Source organism: Paenibacillus sp. Soil750, assembly GCF_001428045.1.
GTDB lineage: Bacteria > Bacillota > Bacilli > Paenibacillales > NBRC-103111 > Paenibacillus_E > Paenibacillus_E allorhizoplanae.
In genome coordinates, this window is record NZ_LMSD01000042.1 from 322,456 (window position 1) to 345,871 (window position 23,416).

The window sequence follows — 23,416 nt, forward strand, 5'->3', positions numbered from 1 at the left end:
TGATTAGCGTTCTGCTTATCATAAACGCCAAGGAGGTGTCCCCATGACAGAGCCCTTATTTATCGTTTCCAAAGAGGATTGGTCACTCCACCGCAAAGGATACCAAGATCAAACCAGACATCAAGAGAAGGTCAAAGATGCGATTAAACAGAACCTTCCTGATTTGGTTACAGACGAAAGCATTGTCATGTCCAATGGTAAACAAGTCGTGAAGGTACCGATAAAAAGCTTAGACGAATATCGCTTCCGATACAACTTCAACAAAGGCAAGCATGTCGGTCAAGGCGACGGTGATTCACAGGTTGGTGATGTACTTGGAACAGACCCGCAGCCTGCCCAAGGTCCAGGCAAAGGTGAAGGCGCTGGCGATCAAGCTGGCGAGGATTATTACGAAGCCGAAGTGAGTATGGAAGAGCTGCAAGCGATGCTGTTCTCCGAGCTCGAGCTGCCGAATTTGCAGCAAAAAGAGAAGCGGAATATGACATCCACCGAAGTTATTTTCAATGATATTCGTAAAAAAGGGATCATGTCCAACATCGACAAGAAACGGACGATCCTCGAAAATATGCGCCGCAATTCGCGAGGCAGCTCGCCGGGTATCCATCATATTTCACCAGATGATTTGCGTTTCAAAACATGGGAAGAAATCGAAAAACCGCACTCCAATGCGCTCATCATTGCCATGATGGATACCTCTGGTTCCATGGGCTCCTTCGAGAAGTACATAGCCCGCAGCTTCTTTTTCTGGATGACCCGCTTCTTGCGCACGAAATACGAGAACGTTGAGATTGTGTTCATCGCGCATCATACCGAAGCCAAAGAGGTGACAGAGGAAGAGTTTTTCACGAAAGGCGAAAGTGGGGGCACGATCTGCTCCTCAGCTTATCAAACTGCCATTGATATTATTGATAAAAGGTACCCCCCTTCTCAGTTCAATATTTATCCCTTCCATTTCTCGGACGGAGATAATTTAACTTCCGATAACGAGCGCTGTGTGAAGCTGATTACACAATTAATGGAGCGTTCGAACATGTTTGGCTACGGGGAAGTGAATCAATATAACCGCAGTTCAACGCTGATGTCCGCTTTCCGCCATATCAACAATCCGAAATTCTTGCATTATGTCATCCGTGAAAAAGGTGAAGTGTATAAAGCGTTGAAAACCTTTTTTACCAAACAGGAAGGAGTGCCTGCACAGTGAGTAAATCCGAAATCCAAAAGCTGGAATATGCTATTGATGAAATCACGGAGATCGCGAAAGGCTTTGGGCTCGACTTCTTTCCCATGCGGTACGAAATCTGTCCGGCAGAAATTATTTACACCTTCGGTGCCTATGGGATGCCGACACGCTACAGTCACTGGAGCTTTGGTAAAAATTTTCATCGCATGAAAACGCAGTACGATTTTGGACTTAGTAAAATTTACGAATTGGTCATCAATTCGGACCCGTGCTACGCCTTCCTTTTAGACGGAAATTCGCTGATTCAGAATAAGCTCATTGTCGCGCACGTGCTTGCCCACTGCGACTTTTTCAAAAATAACGCACGCTTCTCCAAAACAAATCGCAACATGGTCGAGAGCATGTCCGCTACGGCTGAACGCATCCGCCAATATGAAATAGAGCATGGAATCGATGAGGTCGAACAATTCATAGATGCCGTTCTCGCCATCCAAGAGCACATTGACCCTGTACTAACGCTAACGTATGGTCAGACTCGCAAACGCCAAGAAAATAACAAGGCAGCTACACCAACCGTTCGAGGCGAAGCCACATACGGGTATGAGGATTTATGGGACTTAGATAGTCGAAACAAGCCTATTGTCTCCTTGGATAAAGAAGATACGAAGCGTTTTCCACCGAAGCCGGAGAAGGATCTCCTTCTTTTTATAGAGGAAAATGCCCCTTATATGGAAGAATGGCAACGAGATATCCTGACCATGCTGCGTGATGAAATGCTCTACTTCTGGCCGCAGCTCGAAACCAAAATCATGAACGAAGGCTGGGCCTCCTACTGGCATCAACATATCCTACGTGAGTTGGATTTGACCGAGGAAGAAACGATCGAGTACTCCAAGCTGAACTCCTCCGTCGTCGTTCCTTCTCGCCATTCCTTAAATCCTTATTATCTGGGTGTCAAAATATTTGAAGACATCGAAAAGCATTGGGATGCTCCAACCGATGAAGAAATCCGCAGATTCGGGCGGAAGCCTGGGCAAGGCAGGAAGAAAATCTTCGAAGTTCGTGAATATGAATCTGATACCTCGTTTATCCGCAACTATTTGAATAAACCACTTGTTGAAGAGTTAGATCTGTACGTATTTGAGAAGAAAGGCCCTGAGTGGAAAATCACAGACAAAACATGGGAAAATACGCGGGATCAGCTCATTTACTCCAGAGTAAATGGAGGATTCCCTTACATCGTTGTTGAGGATGGCGACTACCAGCGCAACGGGGAGTTGTATCTGAAGCATGCTTTTGAAGGTGTGGAGCTGGATCTGAAATATGTCGAGCGGACGCTGCCGTATATTTATAAGCTGTGGGGTAAGACCATTCATATGCATACGATGGTAGAAGATAAGCCGGTGTTGTTTAGCTTTGATGGGAAAAAGCATCATCGGAGGTTTCTATAAGAGAAAGCCCAACCCCGAGGGGTTGGGCTTTTGGTTGTGCATTTATTCTAAATTAAATTCATTTAATGCGGTAGAAGCGGATAGCACTTCAATGATTATTGTTGGAGCACCTTGGTAGCCACTTTTTGAAATCTGATCCTTCGAGCAAACCACCGAGAGATCGGGTTGGGTGACGTGATCGGGCGACTCGTAATCTTCAGTTTCACTAAAAAACACATCAAATGGAGCCACGAAAACAAAGCAATTCCGATTATGTAAAAAAGTCCTGAGAGCATAATAAAGCTCTCCCACAATAATGATGTCGGAGTCGGGTACATGTTACACTAGCCATGTATAAACCAACGAACTAAGACTAACATTAACGAAGTTACTTTACCTCAACCCCAAAGGAGACTTCGTCATGCAACAGGAAATACAGCCCAATTATCAAACGCAAACTACGCCGAACACAAACCACGGCGGTCATGAGCTTTTCGATTTACATGAAGTGTTGGCCTGTACCATCAATGTGCTGGACCAATTCATGATGTTTAGACAGTTTGTACAAGACAGCGAACTGTTGGACATTCTGGATCGTCAATACCAGTTCACACTTGCCCAGTACAATTTAACCGCTGAGTGTTTCACAACCGGGCTTAAGCCAAGCCAAGAAACGTCCACGTATATGATTAGGCAATTATCGGAGCCAATCTACGGCATTAAGCCAACGGTGCCGAAAAAGCCTAACCAATCGCTCGCTGATGTGAAGGATGCCGGAATAAGCGGGCATATGCTAGGTCTGATCAAAACGCATGCGTCGTTGCTAACCATGACAGCCGTGGAAGTGACGAATCCCGTTGTTCGGCGTGTATTAGCCTCTCAGGTACAAAATTTCATAGAAATGGCTTACGAAATCTTCCTTTATCAAAATAGACTTGCTTACTACCAGGTGCCACAATTAGAAGCGTCCGATATGCAAAGCATGTTAACAGCATTCGTCCCCGCAACCGCGGCGCCACAAATGCCGCCCAATAACAGAGCAGCAACGTCTGTGCACTAGCTTGCAGCTTGAATAGCCCAGCATCGGCCCAACGGCCGCTGTTTGGGCTTTCTCATCTTTTAGCGAGGAATATGGAGGTCAATCACTTATGGTGACTTTGCGGCATATGAACAATGACGACAACACGAACAAGCTATCCTGGTGGCAGTTAACTTTATTTGGAATTGGCTGCACCATTGGAACAGGTTTCTTCCTAGGTTCTGGCATCGCCATTCAGAAGAGTGGGTTTCTGGTTGTCGTCATATTTTTATTGGCAGCACTAGCCACCTTATTTGTATATGATGACTTAGCACAGATGACGGCTGCCAACCCTGAAAAGGGGTCTTTTCGAAATTATGTGAGGGAAGCATATGGCCGCTGGGCAGGATTTGGCGTGGGATGGTTATATTGGTCCTCAGAAATGCTCATTCTCGGCAGTTCCTTAACGGCAATAGGAATTTTCACACAATTCTGGTTTCCTAACCTGCCACTCTGGTTGTTGACCGCTATCTACTCATTCCTTGCCCTCCTCGTTGTTATCCTTGGTTCGAAAGGAATTAACAAAACTGAGAATATATGCGCTATCGTTAAAATGGGAGCCGTATTTCTATTCATCGCCATTGCAGGCATCGTTTTCTTCAAAGGAAGCCATGGCATAAACACCATTCAAGGCAGCACGACCCATTGGTTTAGTTCAGGTTGGACAGGCGCATGGAAAGGACTTTTGTATGCGTTTTATGCGTTTAGCGGTATAGAAGTCATGGGCTTTATGGCTATCCATTTGCAAAATCCCAAAGAAGCCTCTAAGGCTGGAAGAGTTATGCTGCTTACGATCACGGTCCTCTATGTGTTATCTCTTACTTTAGCGCTTCTTTTTATGACCAAAGAGCAGTTAACACCTGATATAAGCCCCCTGCTTCTCGCTCTGAACATCATGGGATTGCCTATTCTCGAGCACTTGATGAATGGCGTTCTGATTATTGCAGGATTTTCTATTCTCGTTGCCTCGCTATACGGCGTATCTACGATGCTGGTTGCTTTAGCGGAAGGCGGTGATGCCCCGCCATGGCTAGCCAATAGGAAAGGCAAAAAGCAATTACCACTGTATGCACTAGGTGTGAATACGATCGGGCTATCTGTTTCTATCGTCTTAGCACTAGTGATGCCAAGCCAAATCTTTGAACATATAACCACAGCTGGGGGCTTGGTGCTCCTATATACGTGGTTACTAATCGTCGCATCCTATCTGAAACAACTTCGGCCGAGACTTAGCGGACAACTAAAATCTTGGACCGCTATCCTTCTAATCATGGCAGCAATAACGGGTTCACTCTTGGAGAAATCCGGTAGACCGGGGTTCTGGACTAGCCTTCTTATCGTCATGGTGATTATCCTAATTACATGGTGGACGAAGCATAGATCTGAACGAAGAGAGCCTGCGTAACGATATCCTATTTATGAAATAGTACGCCTACGGCTTTTAGTTTATTTTTCATAAACGTGTACGGACATTTAGAAGGGACGCTTTCGTCATCACGCAAGAAGTATTGCTTCCATTCTTGGTTATCTTCTTGCCCGTACCATTTCAGAGAAGGATGTGCGGGGATACCGTCATAGGCCTCTAACTTTTGGCGAATGCGCTTTTTCATATTGCGTCCAAAAGGGGTAGAATCGTTGATTTCTTCAAAGACCCATCGCGGCTGGAAAGCAATGAGGAAATGTGGGAACATTCGGCTCTTTCTATCCACATGGGCAGGTGTTCCGCAAAAAGAGAAATAAGGCTGCCCATCACAACAAAACTCCCATGAATGGTGTGATGGATCCTTTGATATATGTTCAGGCCATGGTGCCGTGTCATTGGCGCTAACCCTACTTAGAACAGACCAAAATAGCTCCTCGTAGTCTTCTACCGAGAAGCTATTCAGCATGTCTGCTGGTGTGTGGAAAAAGATAACGAGCGAGGCGAATTTCCCTGTCTCCTGTGAGCATCGGCCATAAGCTTGCAGGAGCTGGACGACGTCAAGGGCAGCTTGCTCTGATCTCGGATCTGCCGCAAAGCCAAAGCGAAGGTTATTGGTAAGGAAGCCTTGACGGCCGGGAATACAAGGGTACGTATTGCTTGGATCTGCAATCATATTGCCGAATTGGCGGAAGGCATCCTGTTGCCATGCGGCAAGGGTAGTCATATGTGTATCAAGCCAGTTTTTGGCATATAAAACACCCATGTCGTAATAACCTCCTTCGTAAGTACGAAGCATACTATGCGAAGGAAATTAGATAGGTGAGTATCCCGGTAGGAGGTATATTGGACTAGGCAAACCTCTGACTAACTCAATAATTGCTTATAGGCTTGATAGCCAAAGTAAATACCGAAGCCAATGAGAGAAAGTCCAGCTATGACAGAAATAATTTGCAAGACTGTGCGATTCCCGAACTTGTGAAAGGAGCTGGCGAGCGTAGCCATAGCAACATCCCACAGAAGAATACCTGCAAAGATACCGGAGGTATGCCAAAGCACCTGGGTAAGGCCATAATTTTGTACGCTTTCGGCTAAAATAGAGCCATAAATGCCTAGCCAAAATAAGATATTTAGCGGATTGGTAAGAGCCATAATAAATCCGGAACGGAAGGAACTTACGCTGGATTGGGCCTCGCGGGGGCTGGCTTCCTTGGTTATCTTCACGTTTCTTAGCGTATCCACGCCTGTGTAGATAAGTACAAAACAGCCAAACAACCATAGAAATGTTTTCATAAACGGAGTGGTTAAGAAATGGGCCAAACCAAAATAAATCAGCAGCATATACAACAAATCGGCACACATCGCGCCCAATCCGATCAACCACGCCGCAGTAAAGCCAAATCTGGCTCCCTTGTCGAGTTGAGCAGCGTTAATTGGACCGATTGGAGCCGATAACGAAATGCCAAGAAACAGATAAGTAATAAAAGCATCCATAGACTTCGCCCCCCTGAATAGCACTAACTTGTACAAGTTAGTGTATGAGAGACGCTAGTCCATTAGAAGATCAAATGATGTCAACGCGAATAGGTGTACATTTGTATCCATTGCAGAGACTTTCTGCGCAGGGACAAGCAGATATAGCCACAACCAGATCCATTTCTGCACGAAGCTCGATATAATCTCCGGCTTTAGATAGAGGCTTCTCAACACTAATTTGTCCAGATGGCTGAATGATGGTGTTCATAAATATATTAAAGGGATAATGCTGATCTGGGGCAGGGATCTCAAATGGGGCCAGAGCTGCATTTAAGTTCATATAACAGCTGGTGTGGTCTCGCTTATTGTAAAGCAGCTCATACATTTCAGGCCGACAGGCCGAGTTAATCCAATCATGCTGTCCTACCGTATCCCTAATAATCGTGAGCATAGGGGTATATTTATTAGAGTAGATCATATCGCCGGGTTTCACTTTCATTGCATGTAAAGCGTCCATCGTAACGCTAGGGTCAAGCCGCTCGCTGATATCATCCTCACGATAAGCCACAAAGTCGGCAACTTGTTCTCCCTCTACATCGGTAACTCGAATCACTTGGCCCTTCTTGAGCTGGAAACCGTGACCCTCTGTAGCTGGAATTTGCCATTGCTGTTTACTCATTCAAGTCCTCCTGCTTATAGGTAAGTTCCCCTTACAGTATGGCTTATCGTTTATGGATTTATGATAAATTTTGCTATTACTCCCAGCAAAAAGCCCAATCTCAGAGAGATTGGGCTTTCAGTTAGCTACTCCCACTTAAACGTAAACGTCGCCACAATAAACGATACGACCAGCCAGATGGCCAGCATCAGCCCTTCCTGCCACAGATCCCCGATGCCTGCGCCCACATTCATAATCTGCCGAAGAGCAGTGCTGAGTTGAGTGATCGGGATCGATTTCACGATCGGCTGCAAGAACTCCGGCATGCTGGACACGGAGAAGAACACGCCGCCCAAGAACATCAGCGGGAAAGAGATTAAACCAGAAATCGGCCCTACGCTTTCTGGGGTTTTGGCCAAACCAGCGATAATGAAGCCGATCGACATGAACGTCAACGTTCCCATGACAACGAACAGCAAAAGCAGCCACCATGAGCCGTTCACCTGCGTTCCAAAAATTAAAGCACCGACAAGAAGTACGATCAAGGCCTGCGCCGTGTTCATCACAAGGCGTGCAGTAATCTGCGCAGCGATGAACGTCGACGCTTTCAGCGGTGTACTTTGCATGCGTCGCAGCACACCTCGCTCACGCCATGAAGCAATTTGTCCCGAAACGCCATTTAGATTGTTGGTCATGATCATCATCGCCAGAATACCCGGTACAAGGAAATCGATGTAGCGAAGCTGCAAAGCTTGCACGCCAACCGGTTCAATTTTAACAATCGGCATATAGTTGGACATTTGCTTGGAAACGCCATCCGCCACTTGACCTACTGTTTGCAAACCGATCTGTGCACTCTGTTGGTTCGTTTGATCATAATAAACCTGAAGGAAGCTGGCCTTCGAGCTATCTGCTCCTTTCAGCCCAACTGCTTGCCCGTAATTTTTCTGAATAACGACGACTAACTTCTGATCCCCATGCTTCAGCTGCTCTAACGACTTATCCATGTCATCCGCGGGCTTTAGTTTCAAAATACTATTTGCTTGCAGCGCCTCCACCATGATCCTGGATTCTGCACTTTGATCCTGATCAATGACAACGCCATCGACGATGATATCATTTCCCTTTCCGAGAAAGGAACCGAGCATAATCATGAAGAAAAGTGGCATGAACAAGGTGAATATGAGTACTTGTCGATTCCGGACAAAAAACCGAAGCTGGCTTAGCGTCAATTGGATATAAGCATTCATTCTTCTTTCAAGCTCCTTCCGGTCATGGAAATAAACACGTCTTCCAGCGTAGCCGTTCGCGTCTGCAAGTCTGCCAATTGCCATCTGCCGCCAGCGCTTTTCTCTACAAGATCAATGAGCGATTCCTGTAGCTTATCTGTATAAAGGACGAACACATCCTTACGTACGTCGATGCCCTTGACTTCACGAATATCGTGAAGCTCCTCGACAACCGATTCTTTGTCCGCTTCCGCCAAATCTTGCAGTCTAAACTCAATCGCGCTATCTGATTGCAAACTGCACACAAGATTACGGGGTGTATCTAATGCGACGACTTTCCCTTGATCCATTAAACAAATACGATCACAAAGCACGTGCGCTTCCTCCATATAATGCGTGGACAGCACAATCGTTTTGCCTCGCTCTTTCAGCTTCAAAATGATCTCCCACAGCGTTCGTCTGGCTGTCGGATCTAACCCTGTCGTAGGCTCATCTAAGAAGATGACCTTGGGATCATTCAAAAGCGCTAGACCAATGGCTAGCCGTTGTTTTTGCCCACCGGACAGATGCTTGACACGGCCGTTCTTTTTATCAACCAACGTCATATCTTCTAAAAGCGGTCCAATAGGAACAGAACTCGGATAGAAGCTGGCATACATCCTCATAATTTCCTCTACGGTCAACAACTCGAATAACGAAGTTGATTGCAATTGAACACCAATGACTTCCTTGACCTTACCCAAATCCTTCTGTGTATCAAATCCAGCCACAATAGCACGTCCGCCGTCAGGCTTCCGCAGCCCTTCGATCATTTCCATCGTTGTCGTTTTTCCGGCACCATTAGGACCAAGCAAACCAAATACCTCGCCTTGATAGACCTGGAAATTAACGCCTCGCACAGCTTGGAAGGACCCATAATTTTTAATTAAGCCATCCGCTTCAATAACAATGTGTGAAGACTCCATAAAGCTAGCCCCCTCCGTTTCCAAATTTTACGTAACTCCCCCTATCATACAAAATAAACAGATACGCCGTCCAACACCACTATGAAATATCTACTGACAGAACTAGTGGAATTCCGACAACGCCAATCGACGAACTTATTGAGAAAGATATGATAATCTTAATATCTACTTAGCAAACAAAATCAGAAGGAGATGTGTTGAAGTGAGAATGAATATTTTATTTAATAAGAAGCCGATTTCCGTTAATTTCGTCGGCACGGACCATAAGTTAATTCCCTCTTTGATCAACGCACTTCGCCATAACAAATTCACCACCATGAATTTAGTTAATTCGTTAGAGCGTGTAGATTTATTTAGTTCAGAAGCCATTTTATATGCTACAGATGGGAATAAGGCGCGCATACCTATTTTCTAATTCTTGTCGCTACATAGATGTTTCAGAAAAAACGCCTACGAATGGTAGATTCCTTCGTAAGCGTTTTTTTTCGTAGATAAATAGGCATAACTCTCCTACTCTTTTCATAGACTAATAGAAATGAAGGAAGCTACTACAGCTGGGATGGAGAAATCTATGTACCTTATTCGCCTTTTCAAAGCGCATGCTGCTCAGCTACTAATCTATCTACTTATCGTGATTATCAGTTTCGTATGGACCTTAATTTGGGGCCTTCACACTACCTCACAACCGCCTCCAAAAGCAAGTGCCGAGTATAGCATTAAGCCTGCGACGAACGGTGTCCTTCTGCACGTCATTCAAACTACTCCTGAAAACATAGGACTCAAAGCCATTACAGCGAATGTGACCGATCGGCAGGACAATGGGATTAATGGCGGATTTTTCTGGCAGGGGTATCTGCTAAGCATCGCAGTGACCAATGATCAGCCTGTTAAGGGGCAACCTGGCGACTACGGCTCAGGCTGGTACAATACGGATCGCAAACGAGGTACACTTGTGTGGGATGAGAAGGCGCAGACCTTTACCGTCCAAATTGTCGAAAATGCAAGTGAGTTACATGTGCTGGATCGCACCCGATATTGGGCGCAGGGAGGCGTAAGCATGGGGCTTACGAATCCAATGGGATGGGCCGAGCAAGCCATTTCAGAAGAAATGCCTGTCATTAACGAGAAGCGCATGCGATCTGGTATTGTGTATGATCGAATGAACAACGTGTATCTGGTGGTTGCGCCTACCCCTTGTACGGGCGAAGAGTTCCGTACAGCCGTACAAGAGCAAGTAGGGGAGAAGCAGTTGGTCGATGGGCTTTTTCTTGACGGCGATGGTTCCTCTCAACTGAAAGTCGCGAATTTCTTACTGCCAGGTGACCACCGCGAGGTGTATCAGATGATAGCTTTGTTGAAATAAGCGGAGGGAGGATCAAACAAAAAAGAGGAAACCCCGTACAATCAGGAGCTTCCTCTTCCTCTATGGAATCAAACTAGAACGTCACATGATCCGGATCTGGACCGATACGCTTGTTGACATTCAAAGCATCCACCAAAGCCATATCCTCAGCACTCAGCTCAAAATCGAAAATGTCCGCATTCTCTCGAATACGATGCTCTGTCACAGACTTCGGAATCGTTACGACACCATGCTGGATATCCCAACGCAACACAATTTGTGCTGCTGATTTGCCGTATTTAGTCGCAAGCTGCGCCAATTCAGGCTGGTTCAACTTGCCCTGCATAAGCGGGCTCCACGCTTCCAATTGGATGCCGTGTTCACGGGTATACGTGAGCAGCTCCTTTTGCGACAGTTCCGGATGATATTCAACTTGATTAACCGCAGGCACTACGCCGGTATCATCGATGACATGCTCCAAATGAGAGATTTGGAAATTACTCACGCCAATCGCACGAACATGCCCTTCGTTGTAAAGATGGACCAGCGCTTTCCACGTTTCGCGGTACGTTGCGGAGACGGCCCAGTGCACCAAATACAAATCAATCGTCTCCAAACCAAGTCGTTTGCGGCTCGCTTCAAACGCTTGCAGCGTAGACTCGTAACCTTGATCCGCGTTCCACACCTTCGTGGTTACGAAAATCTCATCACGCGGTACACCGCTTTGACGCAGACCTTGGCCAACACCTTCTTCGTTGCGATAAACCGCTGCCGTATCAATGCTTCTATAGCCTAATTGCAAAGCGGTCTGAACCGCTCCGATGACCTCTTGACCTTCCTTGCTTTTATAAACGCCGAGACCCAGCCAAGGCATATGTACACCATTATTGAGTGTAACTCCTGCTGTAAATGCTTGATTCGCTTTCGTAGACATTCGTCATAACCTCCATCGGAATAAGATTAGAATGAGCGCATCTTTACCGTGTAGCTCCTATTAATCATACCACCGAAGTCGGATATTCCAAAATCCTGCGTTTGATGGCATCAAGACTCCTTAGTCCTGATGCGCATGAATTAAATCCATTTTCAGCTGCCACAAGGCAGCGCTCAAATTAACGCGATATACCTCGGGATTCAGCATCCGTAAATATTGCGGCCAAACGGTCTGCATTTGCTCAGCATGGTAGTCACGAATACGATCCAAGGTTGGCAATTCATAGACTAGCTCACCCGCTTCGAAGATTGGCTTCAAAAGCGGAACGGCCTCATAATTCTCGATATATTTGAACAGATACGGATGGATGGGGTCGAATAGCTTAATTCGCTGCCCTTCCCGAATATCCACCTCGTCCTGTAATGCCAAATAGTCAGCTTCCGCTTTGCCCGTCGCCAAGTTCATAATCCGGTAGGCTTCCTTGAAGCCCGGATTCGTCACCTTCTCTGGGTTGCCCGAAATCTTAATGACCGGCACGAGCGCGCCATCCTTCTCACGGGCAACAAGCTTATACACCCCGCCCAGCGCCGGCTGGTCGGCTGCCGTAATCAGCTGGGTGCCGATGCCCCAGCTGTCGATCTTAGCCCCTTGGGCTTTCAGCCCGGCGATGATGTGCTCATCCAAGTCATTGGATGCCACAATCTTCACCTCCGGAAAGCCCGCCTCATCCAGCATGCGCCGCGCCTGCTGGGATAGATACGCCAAATCGCCGCTGTCGAGGCGAATGGCGTTCAAGCGCTTGCCGCGGCTCGCGAGCTGCCGCGCCGTCGCAATCGCATTCGGCACGCCGCTACGCAGCGTGTCGTAGGTATCTACGAGCAGCGTGACCTGCTCGGGCAGGGCCTCGGCATACGCACGGAAGGCGTCCGCTTCCGTGTCGTGGGCCTGCACCCACGCGTGTGCGTGCGTGCCCTTGGTTGGGATGCCGAACAGCATCCCAGCTCTTAGGTTCGATGTCGCGTGGAACCCCGCGATATAAGCGGCTCTTGCGCCCCAGATGGCGGCGTCAGCCTCCTGGGCGCGGCGCGTACCGAACTCCATCAGCACATCGTGCGGAGCAACGCCTTTCATGCGCGAGGCTTTCGTCGCGATGAGCGTCTGGAAGTTCACGAAGTTGAGGATCGTCGTCTCAACCAATTGCGCTTCGAATATGCTTCCGATCACCCGAACAAGCGGCACATTCGGGAAGACAAGCGTTCCCTCGGGAACGGCTTGGATATCGCCTTTGAACGAAAAGGCCCTCAACGCTTCTAGAAACTCTTCCTTGTAGTTCTCCTCTTGCTCACGCAAATAAGCAATTTCTTCCTCGCCGAAATGCAAATTTTGCACATAATGAATCACCCGCTCCAGCCCCGCGAAGACCGCATAACCCCCATCAAAAGGCAGCTTGCGGAAGTACACCTCGAACACAGCTCTCTCCGTATGTGTCCCTTGTAACCAGTGGGCGTACATCATGTTAATTTGATATTTATCGGTATGCAGCGTTAAGTTATTCATCGCATTCATGGTTTGCCAATTCATTGCCTTCATCCTCCCCATCCTACATCCATTCATCTCCACAATCTCATTTTACTTAATTTTTCCAACCATGAACAACTTTAGCCCCTAGCGTCTTTTCAAAATGTCTCAATGCCCACGCATGGCCTTCTGCATCAAAGCTGGCAACCGCATCCTCATGAATGACGAGGGAGAAACCTTTATTATACGCATCCACCGCTGTATGTAAGACACAGATATCTGTACATACACCAGCCAGGTGAAGCTCCTGAATACCTCTAGCTCTCAGCTGCAGTTCTAGATCTGTTCCACAGAACGCGCTGTATCTCGTTTTGTCCATCCAATAGATCGCAGCGCTGTGAGCTTCATGCACTTCTTTTAAACCACCGAAGAGCTCCCTGCCATCTGTATCACGTATATTATGAGGTGGAAACAAGGCCGTCTCAGGATGGAACGGATCTCCTTCCTCATGCAAATCAACAGCCATAACGACAAAGTCCTTTTCCATAACAAAACTTTTGGTCAACTCACATAGTCGAGCTTCTATGGCAATAGCGGGATCCCCGCAAGGCAGCTTGCCTACTACGAAATCCACCGTATAATCAATCAGAATGAAGGCTTTCATATTCACCACTCCTTATAATGTATATTTAATATTATTATAACGACTTTATCAACTAGTAAAAAGAGAAGCCTAACTGTAGAACAACAGCTAAGGCATTTGATCTTTACATATTTCTTTCCGTGTTTCATATTGTCGTTTCGATAAATTCATTATGACATAATTAAATTCACATATCAATAGGTATTTCAAGAAATCTATTGTGAATCTGGGTACAAATTAGCGTAATTAATGAGAATCGTCATAAACCCAAGTGCAACGAAAGAGAAAAAAGCCATGAAAGATAGGTGATACACATTTGGGAATACGATAAAAACGACACCACTGCCGACACAAACCCAGTTCTGCCACATATGCTTCCCCGTTTTCCCTAAAGCTAGCATAGAACTTACGAATTGAAGACTTCCGAACAGTGCACAGGTGAAAAGCGCATTGGTTACATCTCCAAATCCAAACACCCAAGGAGTCATCAGAAACCAGAGACCCATGAGTGCTGACAAACTATTTTTGAGATACATACCGATCACACCTCCTACATGCGGGATGTTCTAGTATATGCAAACGCTTACAACAACGTGTTAGTTAAAAAAGCCTCCAGATCACCTAAATCGGCAACTGAAGGCTTATTTTACTGATTATTCATGTTTCCCACTCAATTACTGTGCGATATGAATACCTTTCGAATCAATAGTCACATCGGCCTTTAAAATGTCTGACACAAATTTAGTAGGCACATAAAGGGTATCGTTTAGAATGACCGGAGCCGCTCCTAGCGCAACTGGCGCCATTTTGGCAAAGAAATAGCTATCTTTCCCCACACTCACACTCGTCCACTGCGCACCTTTCGATAGTTCAGCCGCATACGTATCTTGATTCCATTTCACGGTGTAGCCCAAACCTTCAGCTACTTTACGGAAAGGAACAAGTGTAACACCATCCTCATTCTGTTCCACATCAACAGGAGCCAAATCCACTTTCACTTTGTCGGTAACAGGCAGCGGAGTAGGGTTCGGTTTAATTGTCAGATCGTTAGGCAAGATGAAACGGAATTCTGGACTTCCAGCGACACCAGCTGCAATCGCATATTTCGGGAATACAACAACCGCTGCCCCTTTTTCTACATAAAAGCCTTGCTCGGAGGAGATCCCTTTAAATTGATCTTTAAAGAAATATTGCGGTTCCTCCTCCATCTTGGCAATAACACCTGCATCAACCGTTGCCTTGTAGTCTGCGCCAAGCAGATCCTGCAGCGTTACACGTTGAGCAGCTGCTGCATTCAGCACATTATACGTATCCACTCTCGGCATGCCAGTGCCGCCCGTTTCTCCGTACGTAGTAACGGTAAGAGAAACAACACCTGATGGATTTCCTTTGCCATCCGATTTCAAAGTGTAGACAATCGTAAGGCCATAAGGACGATACGTATATCCCTTATCTTTGGCTGCTGCAGCTGCCTCCGCAGCATCCTTTTCCCAGCTTGCTAAATCTTTGTTCGCATGTGAGAGAATAATGTCATTTAGTTCGTCTTGGTATTTCGTATCCAACATACCGCTCAACTGCGGTACTTTGATGTTGGTCGTTAAGTCTATACTTTTGGAAGTAAGCACCACTTCTTTAATGACAACGGGTACTGATGATGTAGTTGCCGATATAGCTACAACGGTATCTGCTGAAGCAATGCTCGCAACTGGCAGTACCGAAGCACTCAAACTTACGAGCACCGCACAACTAACAACACCCATTTTCAACATGTTCCAAGGATTCTTTTTCATTTCCTATTCACTCCTTCTGAGTTATCGTGTTTGTGTCGCTTGTTTAACCTTCACGATAACTAGACGCACCAACTTTCGGAAAAGTCTGATCCTAGACCATTTTTTTAAAAATTAAATTTACGAAAGACGGAAAGTGCCTACCACTTGATTCAAATCTGTGGCAATTCCAGCAAGGTTTTTGGCTGACGCCGTAATTTCTTCGGCTGATGCCAGCTGTTCCTGGGTAACTGCAGCGACAGATTGCGCTGTACCTGAGGTTTGCTGAGCAACGAAGCCAACTTGAGCGACGGTTGCAGCTACTTCTTCCGAGCTCGCTGCCATCTGTTCTGCAGCTGCCGCTGTTTCTTGAATTTTGCTAGCTACTTCTTGCGAAGCTGTTACGATTTGACCGAATGCTTTCTCGGCAATGCTTACCTCATATAGACCTTCCTGCACTTCTGTTCTTCCGTTGTTCATGACTCCAACAGCCCGAGCGGAATCCCGTTGAATGGACGAAATGAGTTCCGAGATCTCACGAACGGAATCATCTGTTTGAGAAGATAGCTTACGCACTTCACCAGCTACTACGGCAAAGCCCTTTCCGCTTTCTCCCGCACGCGCAGCTTCAATCGCTGCATTCAACGCAAGCAGGTTCGTTTGCGATGCAATGTTCCCAATTAACGTGGTAATCTGACCAATGCTTTGGGAATGCTTCTCAAGCTCCTGAATCACCTGATTCGCTGCATCAACGGAGGTGCTGACCGCCTGTATTTTATTCACAACACGTTCCATGGCATGTGTGCCTTGCTCCGCAATGTTCGTAGCCGTCATAGATAGTTCTGATACATCAGCTGTGGTTTCGGCGATACGGGAAATACCCGCTGCCATTTCTTCCATGGCTCTCCCACACTCCACAGAGCTTTGAGCTTGCGCATCCGCTCCATTAGCAAAATCCTGTACCGAAACTGCAACATGCTGTGAAGCGGAGGTATTCTGCTCCGAGCTGGCAAACAGCTGCTGAGAGGAAGCCGCCACACTTGTCGAAGCATGCAGCATTTGCTCTACGGAATGGCGTAGATGGTTCACCATTTGGTTAACGGCCCTGATGAGATGGCCAATTTCATCTTTATTTTTCACAACAATCGGTTCAACGGTTAGATCACCTTTTGAGATACGATTTAAAGCTTGTGATGCTTTTCGAACAGGATTTGAAATGTTACTTACGAGGAAATAACAAGTCCCAATCATGAATACAAGCATCACAGCCAATACAGTAAGTGATATTTGGACGCTTTTCTTGTATTCCTTTGTGCTGTCTACTACACCTTGCTGACCGCCCTCTTGGTTGTAACTAACCATATCCGCCATCGATTTCTGTGCTTTAGTGAAGGCTGCTGACATCACTGTAAGGCTCTCTGCGGCTTCCTTCACTTTACTTGGATCACTTGCTAGCTGTTTATTGGCAACGAATGCCGTTTTAAATCCATCCCAGTTCTGAGTAAGCTCTTGCAAACGTGCCCCTTCGTCTTCACTTGACACAGAATCCTTATATTTTCCTAACAACTTGTCGATTTGTGTAATCGTTGCTATGATGCCATTGTCTATAGGTTCATGTTTTTTCACGTCTGGCTCTAATTTCTTCTGATAGTACAAGGTTAGTAAATGCTCCGAGTAATAATGAACTTCCTCAATATCTTGAATCCCCATCATCCAGTTGTTTGCTAGACTAGTATTCATGTCCTTTAACGCGCCCATGCGACTCATAGCTGTATAGCTCATTCCAACAACCATCAAGAAGATGATCGCAAATACCGCAATAAATTTCGTCCGTACTGTCATCTGCATACGTAAATCCCCCTATTTAATTGACCCAATTTTGAACAAGTATGTATACGTGATTGATCTGTTGGATATATCATAAATTGAAATCATTAAATTAGTTCTGTTCTAAACATGATGAAACTATGAGATTTCCTAACAATTACATTGTTTTTGGAGGAAGAAAATGTCATCATCCTTGCGTTTTAAACTCGTCGCCTGGCTTGTTCTTATCACATCCATCTCCCTTGCCGTCGTAGGGATTACCAATTATAAACTTTCGAGAAATAAGTTACTGCAGCAAATGAACGAGCAATCCATAACTGCTGTATCGAATTCCGCACGAAACTTATATGATTTCTTGTCGATTCGTTTGGCAGAAGTTGAGCTTATAAGCCGGGTCAGCATTATGAAAAATGGTTCGCAAGCAGAACGACTACAATTTCTGACTCATGAATTGCAAACAGATGGAAATCGCTATCACGCCATGGCTATTTCTGGTTTGGATGGCACCTTGCAATTTACCTCTGGATTGACTTTCTCCATATCGGGCGAACTTCGCTTCCAGCAAGCTCTGAAAGGGAAAACCTTTATATCGGACCCTCATCTTAGCAAAATGAAGGGCATTTACGTCATCTCGATTACAGCGCCCATCTTTGATGATCATCATAATGTCGTTAGTATCATCGATGTTTCTATGGATGCAACACCTGTTTTTCAAGAACATTTACTAGCTCCACTCGTTAACGGAGACCAGCTGATCGTGAATCGGGAAGGACTTATCTTATATGATACAGACCCTTCTACCATTCTTAAGATGAATATTTTCACTGAATATCCCGAATTAGGTCCAGCTTTTCAACAAGCATTACGAACTGGAAAAGGATACCTCGACGAATCCTTTCTCACCGGAACGAAGACACGATGGTTCTATGCACGCATCCCTCAATTAAATTGGTACCTTGCTTATTCCATGCCAATCACTGCCATTGAGGCTCCTGCAAGTCCACTTCTTTGGTCGACAGTAGGATTAATCGTCATGGCAGCGCTAATCATTTTCATCCTTATTTACCTCACAACGAACCAACTGATTATCAAAAGAATTAAACAAATTCTCCAAGTAACCGAGGCGGTTGCTGCCGGTGATTTCCACATGAAGCCCATCGTATTCAAAAGTAAAGATGAATTAGGTGCCCTCGCCATATCTGTCAATGGCATGATGGAGAATATCCGCGAGCTTTTCGAGCCGTTTGAAGCTTTTATTCGTCATAATCAATACGCCATGATCGTGATGGATCCGAACTTTACGATCAACCATCTCAACGGCAGAGCTACGCAGATGCTTGGGTATTCTTTTGCAGACGTACATAAAATCGCCTCTCCTTTAATCTGGTTAGATCAAAAACAGCTGAATGAAAGAGCCGCACAATATTCTGCAGAACTAGGAGAGACGATTCCCGCAGATTGTACAGCACTCGTCATTCGTTCCTTGCGCCATTTGAAAGAGGATTTAGAATGGACCTGGTATCATAAAAACGGCACCCGTATCTATGTACAAGCGAGTGTTAGCTGTATCACGCATCCGAATGGCGAATTAAAAGGTTACGTCTTAATTGCACGCGATATCAGTGATATTAAAGAAAGTAATGAGACAAAGGAACGGCTGTTCACGATTGTTGAAAGCGCGCGGGATGCCATTCTCACCTTTGATCAAGACGGTTATATCTTCTATATTAATCCCGCCGGCATCCAGTCGATGGGATTAGTTGGAACGGATTATGAACGAACCCATTTTCATGAGTTTGTTGAAATCCTGAATGACATTAATTTCGATGAAGGTCTTCAAACAGCCATCCAAGATGGCTTCTGGGAAATCGAAGCGGAGGTCATGACCAAGAAACAACAACGCATCATCGCATCACTTATCATCGTTCCCCACTTCCCTCTCGATAATGGTGAGCTGTATTTCTCGGCAATCACCAGAGATATCACGGAACAAGTCCATGCCAAGGAACAGCTTATCCTAGCAAAACAGGAGGCGGATGATGCCAATTTGGCCAAAGGTGTTTTCCTCGCTCGAATGAGCCATGAAATACGTACGCCTCTGAATGGGATTGTTGGACTTTCCCACTTGCTTGAGAGAACAGCAATGACTGAACTACAGATGGATTATATACGCAAAATCTCTCGTTCCTCCCAGTCGCTCTCACATATCATCAACGATATTCTGGACTTTTCTAAACTGGAAGTAGATAAGCTCGTGATTGAACATCACCCTTTTCAGCTAGATGAAACCATCGATCGCGTGTGCGAAACTCTGAGTGTGCTGTTAGGCCATAAGCCTGTGGATTTCATTTGCGATATACCTGACCAAGTGCCTGGTGCACTGATTGGCGATTCTTTGCGACTCTATCAGGTGCTTCTGAATCTTTCCAGCAATGCGATTAAATTCACGGAGCAAGGAACCGTCATACTTCGTGTTGGAGTCGATCAGTTGCATGAGAATGAAGTTACTCTCAGGTTCAGCGTCACGGATACCGGGATTGGCATGGATGAGAAGCAGTTGGCCAATTTATTCCAACCCTTTATCCAAGGTGACGAGGTGACGAGCCGCAAATATGGAGGAACAGGACTTGGGCTTGTTATTTCCAAAAATATTATCGAGAATATGGGCGGCTCAATCTCTGTCTCCAGCACGCAAGGTATAGGGAGCGAATTTGTGGTCCTTCTCACCTTCACACTCTACTTGCCTGACAACAAAGCGTACAATCCCTTACCGCTGGCTATGCTCGTCGTAGAAGACCATCCTACGCTCAATAGGGTACTTGTCCAAAGCTTGCAATCCATTTGCAACGACGCTGCGGGTGTGTATGCCTGGAAGGAAGCCCTCCAGGTCATCGATCACATCCCTCTCGACTTCCTTCTGCTCGATATGGAGGCAGACGATATGTATGGAGAGGAAGTGTGGCTAAGCATGCTGGCAGCTTGCCAACAACAGGGGATTAGAACGATTATTTACACTTCGTTATCAGGAAGAGATGCTCTTGAACAGCTACCTACAGAAGCCTCACCCGATGCTATTCTGGTCAAGCCGATCTCTCGAAGCCTCTTGTACAGGACGCTAGCTTCGCTGCAAGCTGAAAGCGATATCGTTCATACCCATTTGACAGATACCATGGTGAAGGATAGAGAGAAGGACTGGGCGCTCTTCCCTTTAAACAGCTTAAGTAATGCTCCACTCCGCATTCTGATTGTGGAGGACAATGAAATTAACCAAACGGTGGCTCGCTCTCTTCTAGAAAGTATGATGAACTGTCGCATTCAAGTCGCTGGTAACGGATTCGAGGCTCTGCATGACTTGGCGAATCACAAGTTTGATTTGATCCTCATGGATATCCACTTGCCTGAGCTCGATGGGATCGAAACGACCAAGCGCATTCGTCTTGAGCCGAAATGGGCACATATTCCGATTATTGCCTTAACAGCGGACTCAACGCTCGACAATCGGTTGGCCTGTATAGATGCGGGTATGAGTGATATGATCTCCAAGCCCATCATACCCGAGCGGTTAAGAGTTGCTATTGAATCCACTCTACATCTGCAAGTGGAGAATCATAGGACGGCTGGACTCGATATCGCGGAGGCACTCCAACGCATGGGCGGAAAAACGGATATCTATCGTGAGATGCTCCGTAAATTCCAAGACCAAACCGACCCGCTGATGGCGCAATTAAAAGGTAATATTGACGCAGGTAACTTTGAGGAGGCTCTTCGTTTACTTCATGGTATACGCGGTTCTTCCAGCAACCTTTCAGCTAATCGTGTGTTTGCCGCGGCAAGCGAGTTGGAGGATTCTGTGAAGGCACAAGGGAAACTGCAAGCCGCGGATCGAGATCTGTCTGACGTGTTCCATTTGCTTCAAAGTGTAGAGTTTGAGTTGCAGTTCGTTTATCAAACCATCCAAAAATTGCTGCTTGATTGAAAAAAACACGAATTTATGTCACTATATGCGTATACTCCATCAAGATGGAGTGTGTCATTTTATACGTATAGGTGGTTATTGTTATGACTGAACATGGCGCTCCATACCGCATCTTGTTGTATTATAAATTCGTCGCTGTTGCTGATCACGAAGCATTGGCGCGAGAACACTTGGCTTATTGCAAAAAGCTCGGTGTAAAAGGACGCATTCTGATTGCTCCTGAGGGCATTAACGGCACCCTTTCTGGGACCGTAGAGCAAACGGAAGCCTACATGGCGATGATGAATCTCATGCCATTGTTTAAAGATATGGTTTACAAGATTGATGAGCATGAAGGACATGCCTTCAAGAAGCTGTTTGTCCGTCCGAAAAAAGAGCTGGTCACCTTCCGTCTTGAAGAAGACGTGAATCCGAATGAGCTTACGGGTACGCATTTGAAGCCGAAGGAATTTTATGAGAAGCTCAAAAATGAAGATGTCATCGTGCTTGATGGCCGTAATCATTATGAGTATGATATCGGGCATTTCCGCGGCGCCATTCGTCCTGAGGTCGAGACGACCAAGGAATTCCCTGAGTGGATTCGCAACAATCTGCAGGAGTTCAAAAACAAACCAATTCTCACTTACTGCACGGGAGGCATCCGTTGTGAGAAATTATCTGGTTTCTTGATCAACGAAGGCTTCACCGACGTGTATCAGTTGGACGGTGGGATCGTCACCTACGGCAAAGACGAAGAGGTGCAAGGTCGTTTATTCGATGGAAAATGCTATGTGTTCGACGAGCGCATCTCCGTACCGATTAACCGCACGGATGAAGATATCGTTGTGGGCAAATGCTACCACTGCGGAACCGCAGAGGATCGGTACATTAACTGTGCGAACGATCTATGCCACTTGAAGCACATTTGCTGCGAGGCTTGTGAAGAGGAGCATGACAGCTTCTGTTCCAAGGAATGCGAAGAGAAAACGTTGAGCGCGTTGGAGGCATAAGAGGGGGCTTGCCCTTTCTATCGCGGAAATATCGGCACCTCGCCCCTCCTCCGCAGATCGATTTCCCTCTAATCGCAGCCCCTGCCTTGATTAGAGGGAAAAACTACATCTGATTTCGTTCGATTCGGCTGATTTTTCCATTTAAATTACTGATTTAGATGTAGGTTTTCCCGTTATTTACGGAGGAGCGACGCTTGCAGTGGCCTATGGAGCCTAAAAGTGGCGTGGCTATTGGGAGCATCGCTTCCCACCACATAAACTATCACATTCACTAGAAGAGGCCTCTCTCAAGTCGATTGACTTGGGAGGGGCCTCTTGGCTACCCTACCTAACTAATCTGATCCTCGATCTGGTCCATAATCCGATCAATTAGAGGATAGACTAGCTCCTCCTCCAACGTGAAGTGCTTAAGCAGAATGAGGCAAGCCGTCAATAGCTCTGAAGCCATCACATGGACGAAGTCCATGTCGACCGGCACGCTCATGGCATTGACACCGTTGACGTATGACTGTACGACTCTTTTGGCCAAATCATGATCCTGCTCCAACACATGCATGGACCGCGAAACAGAGATGGCCATCGTCGGATGTAAATATGATTGTAGACTCGGGAATAACACTTGTTCTTCCCATTCCGAATGCTGCTCCAACTCCTCCACCAAGGATAGAATGCCGTCCTGAAGTTCGATCAGACGACACATCCCAATTGAGCAATCATCAAGGGTGTACAAAGCTGCAGCTAGCGTTCGAATGTCGGAGAGCTGCTCACGCATTTGCACATGCTCCTCCTTCAAACGCTGGGCTAGCATTCTAAATTCACTAGGATTCACATTATCTGCCCGATTCGTTTGAATGCTCAAACGGTCACTCATTCGACATCCTCCTCCGAGTTTTTCGTAAGAAAACTTTCTTCGTAAGCATTAACGCAAAGTTTCCTTAGAAACTTGCCACGTAAGTATTCACATTGTAGGAAACAGAAAAACCCC

The 23,416-nt window shown here is 46.1% G+C and carries 21 protein-coding genes; 8 read left to right on the forward strand and 13 right to left on the reverse strand.

The genetic code is table 11. The features are described 5' to 3' along the window. The first annotated feature begins 43 nt into the window (after nt 1-43). The gene (gene yhbH, locus ASL11_RS32330; protein WP_056624384.1) at nt 44-1,201 is read left to right on the forward strand and encodes a sporulation protein YhbH; all 1,158 of its coding nucleotides are present in this window, start codon (nt 44-46) and stop codon (nt 1,199-1,201) included. Beyond that, the gene (locus ASL11_RS32335; protein WP_056624388.1) at nt 1,198-2,631 is read left to right on the forward strand and encodes a SpoVR family protein; all 1,434 of its coding nucleotides are present in this window, start codon (nt 1,198-1,200) and stop codon (nt 2,629-2,631) included. The genes yhbH and ASL11_RS32335 overlap by 4 nt, the downstream gene beginning before the upstream one ends. A gap of 42 nt (nt 2,632-2,673) precedes the next feature. On the opposite strand, the gene ASL11_RS38285 is transcribed toward ASL11_RS32335, so the two are convergent. Beyond that, nucleotides 2,674-2,922 (reverse strand): Uma2 family endonuclease, encoded by a 249-nt coding sequence (locus tag ASL11_RS38285; protein WP_162261690.1) that lies wholly within the window; start codon nt 2,920-2,922, stop codon nt 2,674-2,676. 109 nt (nt 2,923-3,031) lie between these two features. Between ASL11_RS38285 and ASL11_RS32340 the strand changes: the two genes are divergently transcribed. Both ASL11_RS32340 and ASL11_RS32345 read left to right on the forward strand, forming a co-directional pair. Further along, nucleotides 3,032-3,670 carry a spore coat protein gene (locus ASL11_RS32340; protein ID WP_056624390.1) on the forward strand — a complete coding sequence of 213 codons (639 nt, stop codon included), beginning with the start codon at nt 3,032-3,034 and terminating at the stop codon, nt 3,668-3,670. A gap of 88 nt (nt 3,671-3,758) precedes the next feature. Beyond that, a complete protein-coding gene (locus ASL11_RS32345; protein ID WP_082596035.1) occupies nt 3,759-5,093 on the forward strand; it encodes an amino acid permease in 1,335 nt (444 codons plus the stop codon). A 7-nt stretch (nt 5,094-5,100) separates the two neighbouring features. On the opposite strand, the gene ASL11_RS32350 is transcribed toward ASL11_RS32345, so the two are convergent. The 5 genes from ASL11_RS32350 to ASL11_RS32370 all read right to left on the reverse strand — a co-directional run bounded on the left by ASL11_RS32350 (nt 5,101) and on the right by ASL11_RS32370 (nt 9,436). Next, nucleotides 5,101-5,874 (reverse strand): YqcI/YcgG family protein, encoded by a 774-nt coding sequence (locus ASL11_RS32350; RefSeq protein WP_056624391.1) that lies wholly within the window; start codon nt 5,872-5,874, stop codon nt 5,101-5,103. Nucleotides 5,875-5,975: 101 nt separating this feature from the next. Beyond that, complete coding sequence (locus ASL11_RS32355; protein WP_056624394.1) at nt 5,976-6,602, reverse strand: LysE family translocator; 627 nt, start codon at nt 6,600-6,602, stop codon at nt 5,976-5,978. A gap of 70 nt (nt 6,603-6,672) precedes the next feature. Further along, nucleotides 6,673-7,263, reverse strand: coding sequence for a DUF1989 domain-containing protein (locus tag ASL11_RS32360; protein WP_056624397.1), 591 nt, complete (start codon nt 7,261-7,263; stop codon nt 6,673-6,675). 125 nt (nt 7,264-7,388) lie between these two features. Continuing rightward, entirely contained in the window at nt 7,389-8,492 is a 1,104-nt protein-coding gene (locus tag ASL11_RS32365) for an ABC transporter permease (RefSeq protein WP_056624401.1), read from the reverse strand. Beyond that, nucleotides 8,489-9,436 carry an ABC transporter ATP-binding protein gene (locus ASL11_RS32370; protein WP_056624404.1) on the reverse strand — a complete coding sequence of 316 codons (948 nt, stop codon included), beginning with the start codon at nt 9,434-9,436 and terminating at the stop codon, nt 8,489-8,491. Before ASL11_RS32370 ends, ASL11_RS32365 begins: the two co-directional genes overlap by 4 nt. 202 nt (nt 9,437-9,638) lie before the next feature. Here ASL11_RS32370 and ASL11_RS32375 point away from each other — a divergent pair, with 202 nt between their 5' ends. Both ASL11_RS32375 and ASL11_RS32380 read left to right on the forward strand, forming a co-directional pair. After that, entirely contained in the window at nt 9,639-9,851 is a 213-nt protein-coding gene (locus ASL11_RS32375) for a hypothetical protein (RefSeq protein ID WP_157257133.1), read from the forward strand. Between the two features lie 156 nt (nt 9,852-10,007). Next, the gene (locus tag ASL11_RS32380; RefSeq protein ID WP_056624407.1) at nt 10,008-10,799 is read left to right on the forward strand and encodes a hypothetical protein; all 792 of its coding nucleotides are present in this window, start codon (nt 10,008-10,010) and stop codon (nt 10,797-10,799) included. A 73-nt stretch (nt 10,800-10,872) separates the two neighbouring features. On the opposite strand, the gene ASL11_RS32385 is transcribed toward ASL11_RS32380, so the two are convergent. The 6 genes from ASL11_RS32385 to ASL11_RS32410 form a co-directional block, all read right to left on the reverse strand. Beyond that, on the reverse strand, nt 10,873-11,712 hold the full coding sequence (locus ASL11_RS32385) for an aldo/keto reductase (RefSeq protein ID WP_056624410.1): 840 nt from the start codon (nt 11,710-11,712) through the stop codon (nt 10,873-10,875). A 120-nt stretch (nt 11,713-11,832) separates the two neighbouring features. Further along, entirely contained in the window at nt 11,833-13,278 is a 1,446-nt protein-coding gene (locus ASL11_RS32390) for a nicotinate phosphoribosyltransferase (protein WP_056624745.1), read from the reverse strand. A gap of 67 nt (nt 13,279-13,345) precedes the next feature. Further along, the gene (locus ASL11_RS32395; protein ID WP_056624412.1) at nt 13,346-13,894 is read right to left on the reverse strand and encodes a cysteine hydrolase family protein; all 549 of its coding nucleotides are present in this window, start codon (nt 13,892-13,894) and stop codon (nt 13,346-13,348) included. Nucleotides 13,895-14,088: 194 nt separating this feature from the next. Further along, entirely contained in the window at nt 14,089-14,409 is a 321-nt protein-coding gene (locus ASL11_RS32400; protein WP_056624415.1) for an SPW repeat domain-containing protein, read from the reverse strand. A 138-nt stretch (nt 14,410-14,547) separates the two neighbouring features. Continuing rightward, nucleotides 14,548-15,663 (reverse strand): stalk domain-containing protein, encoded by a 1,116-nt coding sequence (locus tag ASL11_RS32405; RefSeq protein ID WP_056624418.1) that lies wholly within the window; start codon nt 15,661-15,663, stop codon nt 14,548-14,550. A gap of 117 nt (nt 15,664-15,780) precedes the next feature. Next, complete coding sequence (locus ASL11_RS32410) at nt 15,781-17,487, reverse strand: methyl-accepting chemotaxis protein (protein ID WP_056624421.1); 1,707 nt, start codon at nt 17,485-17,487, stop codon at nt 15,781-15,783. A 160-nt stretch (nt 17,488-17,647) separates the two neighbouring features. Here ASL11_RS32410 and ASL11_RS32415 point away from each other — a divergent pair, with 160 nt between their 5' ends. Together ASL11_RS32415 and trhO are read left to right on the forward strand one after the other, a co-directional pair. After that, nucleotides 17,648-21,442, forward strand: coding sequence for a response regulator (locus ASL11_RS32415; protein ID WP_056624423.1), 3,795 nt, complete (start codon nt 17,648-17,650; stop codon nt 21,440-21,442). A gap of 83 nt (nt 21,443-21,525) precedes the next feature. Next, the gene (trhO, locus tag ASL11_RS32420; protein ID WP_056624425.1) at nt 21,526-22,431 is read left to right on the forward strand and encodes an oxygen-dependent tRNA uridine(34) hydroxylase TrhO; all 906 of its coding nucleotides are present in this window, start codon (nt 21,526-21,528) and stop codon (nt 22,429-22,431) included. A gap of 328 nt (nt 22,432-22,759) precedes the next feature. On the opposite strand, the gene ASL11_RS32425 is transcribed toward trhO, so the two are convergent. Further along, nucleotides 22,760-23,302, reverse strand: a complete 543-nt coding sequence (locus tag ASL11_RS32425) for a hemerythrin domain-containing protein (RefSeq protein ID WP_056624428.1) — start codon at nt 23,300-23,302, stop codon at nt 22,760-22,762. Nucleotides 23,303-23,416 lie beyond the last annotated feature (114 nt).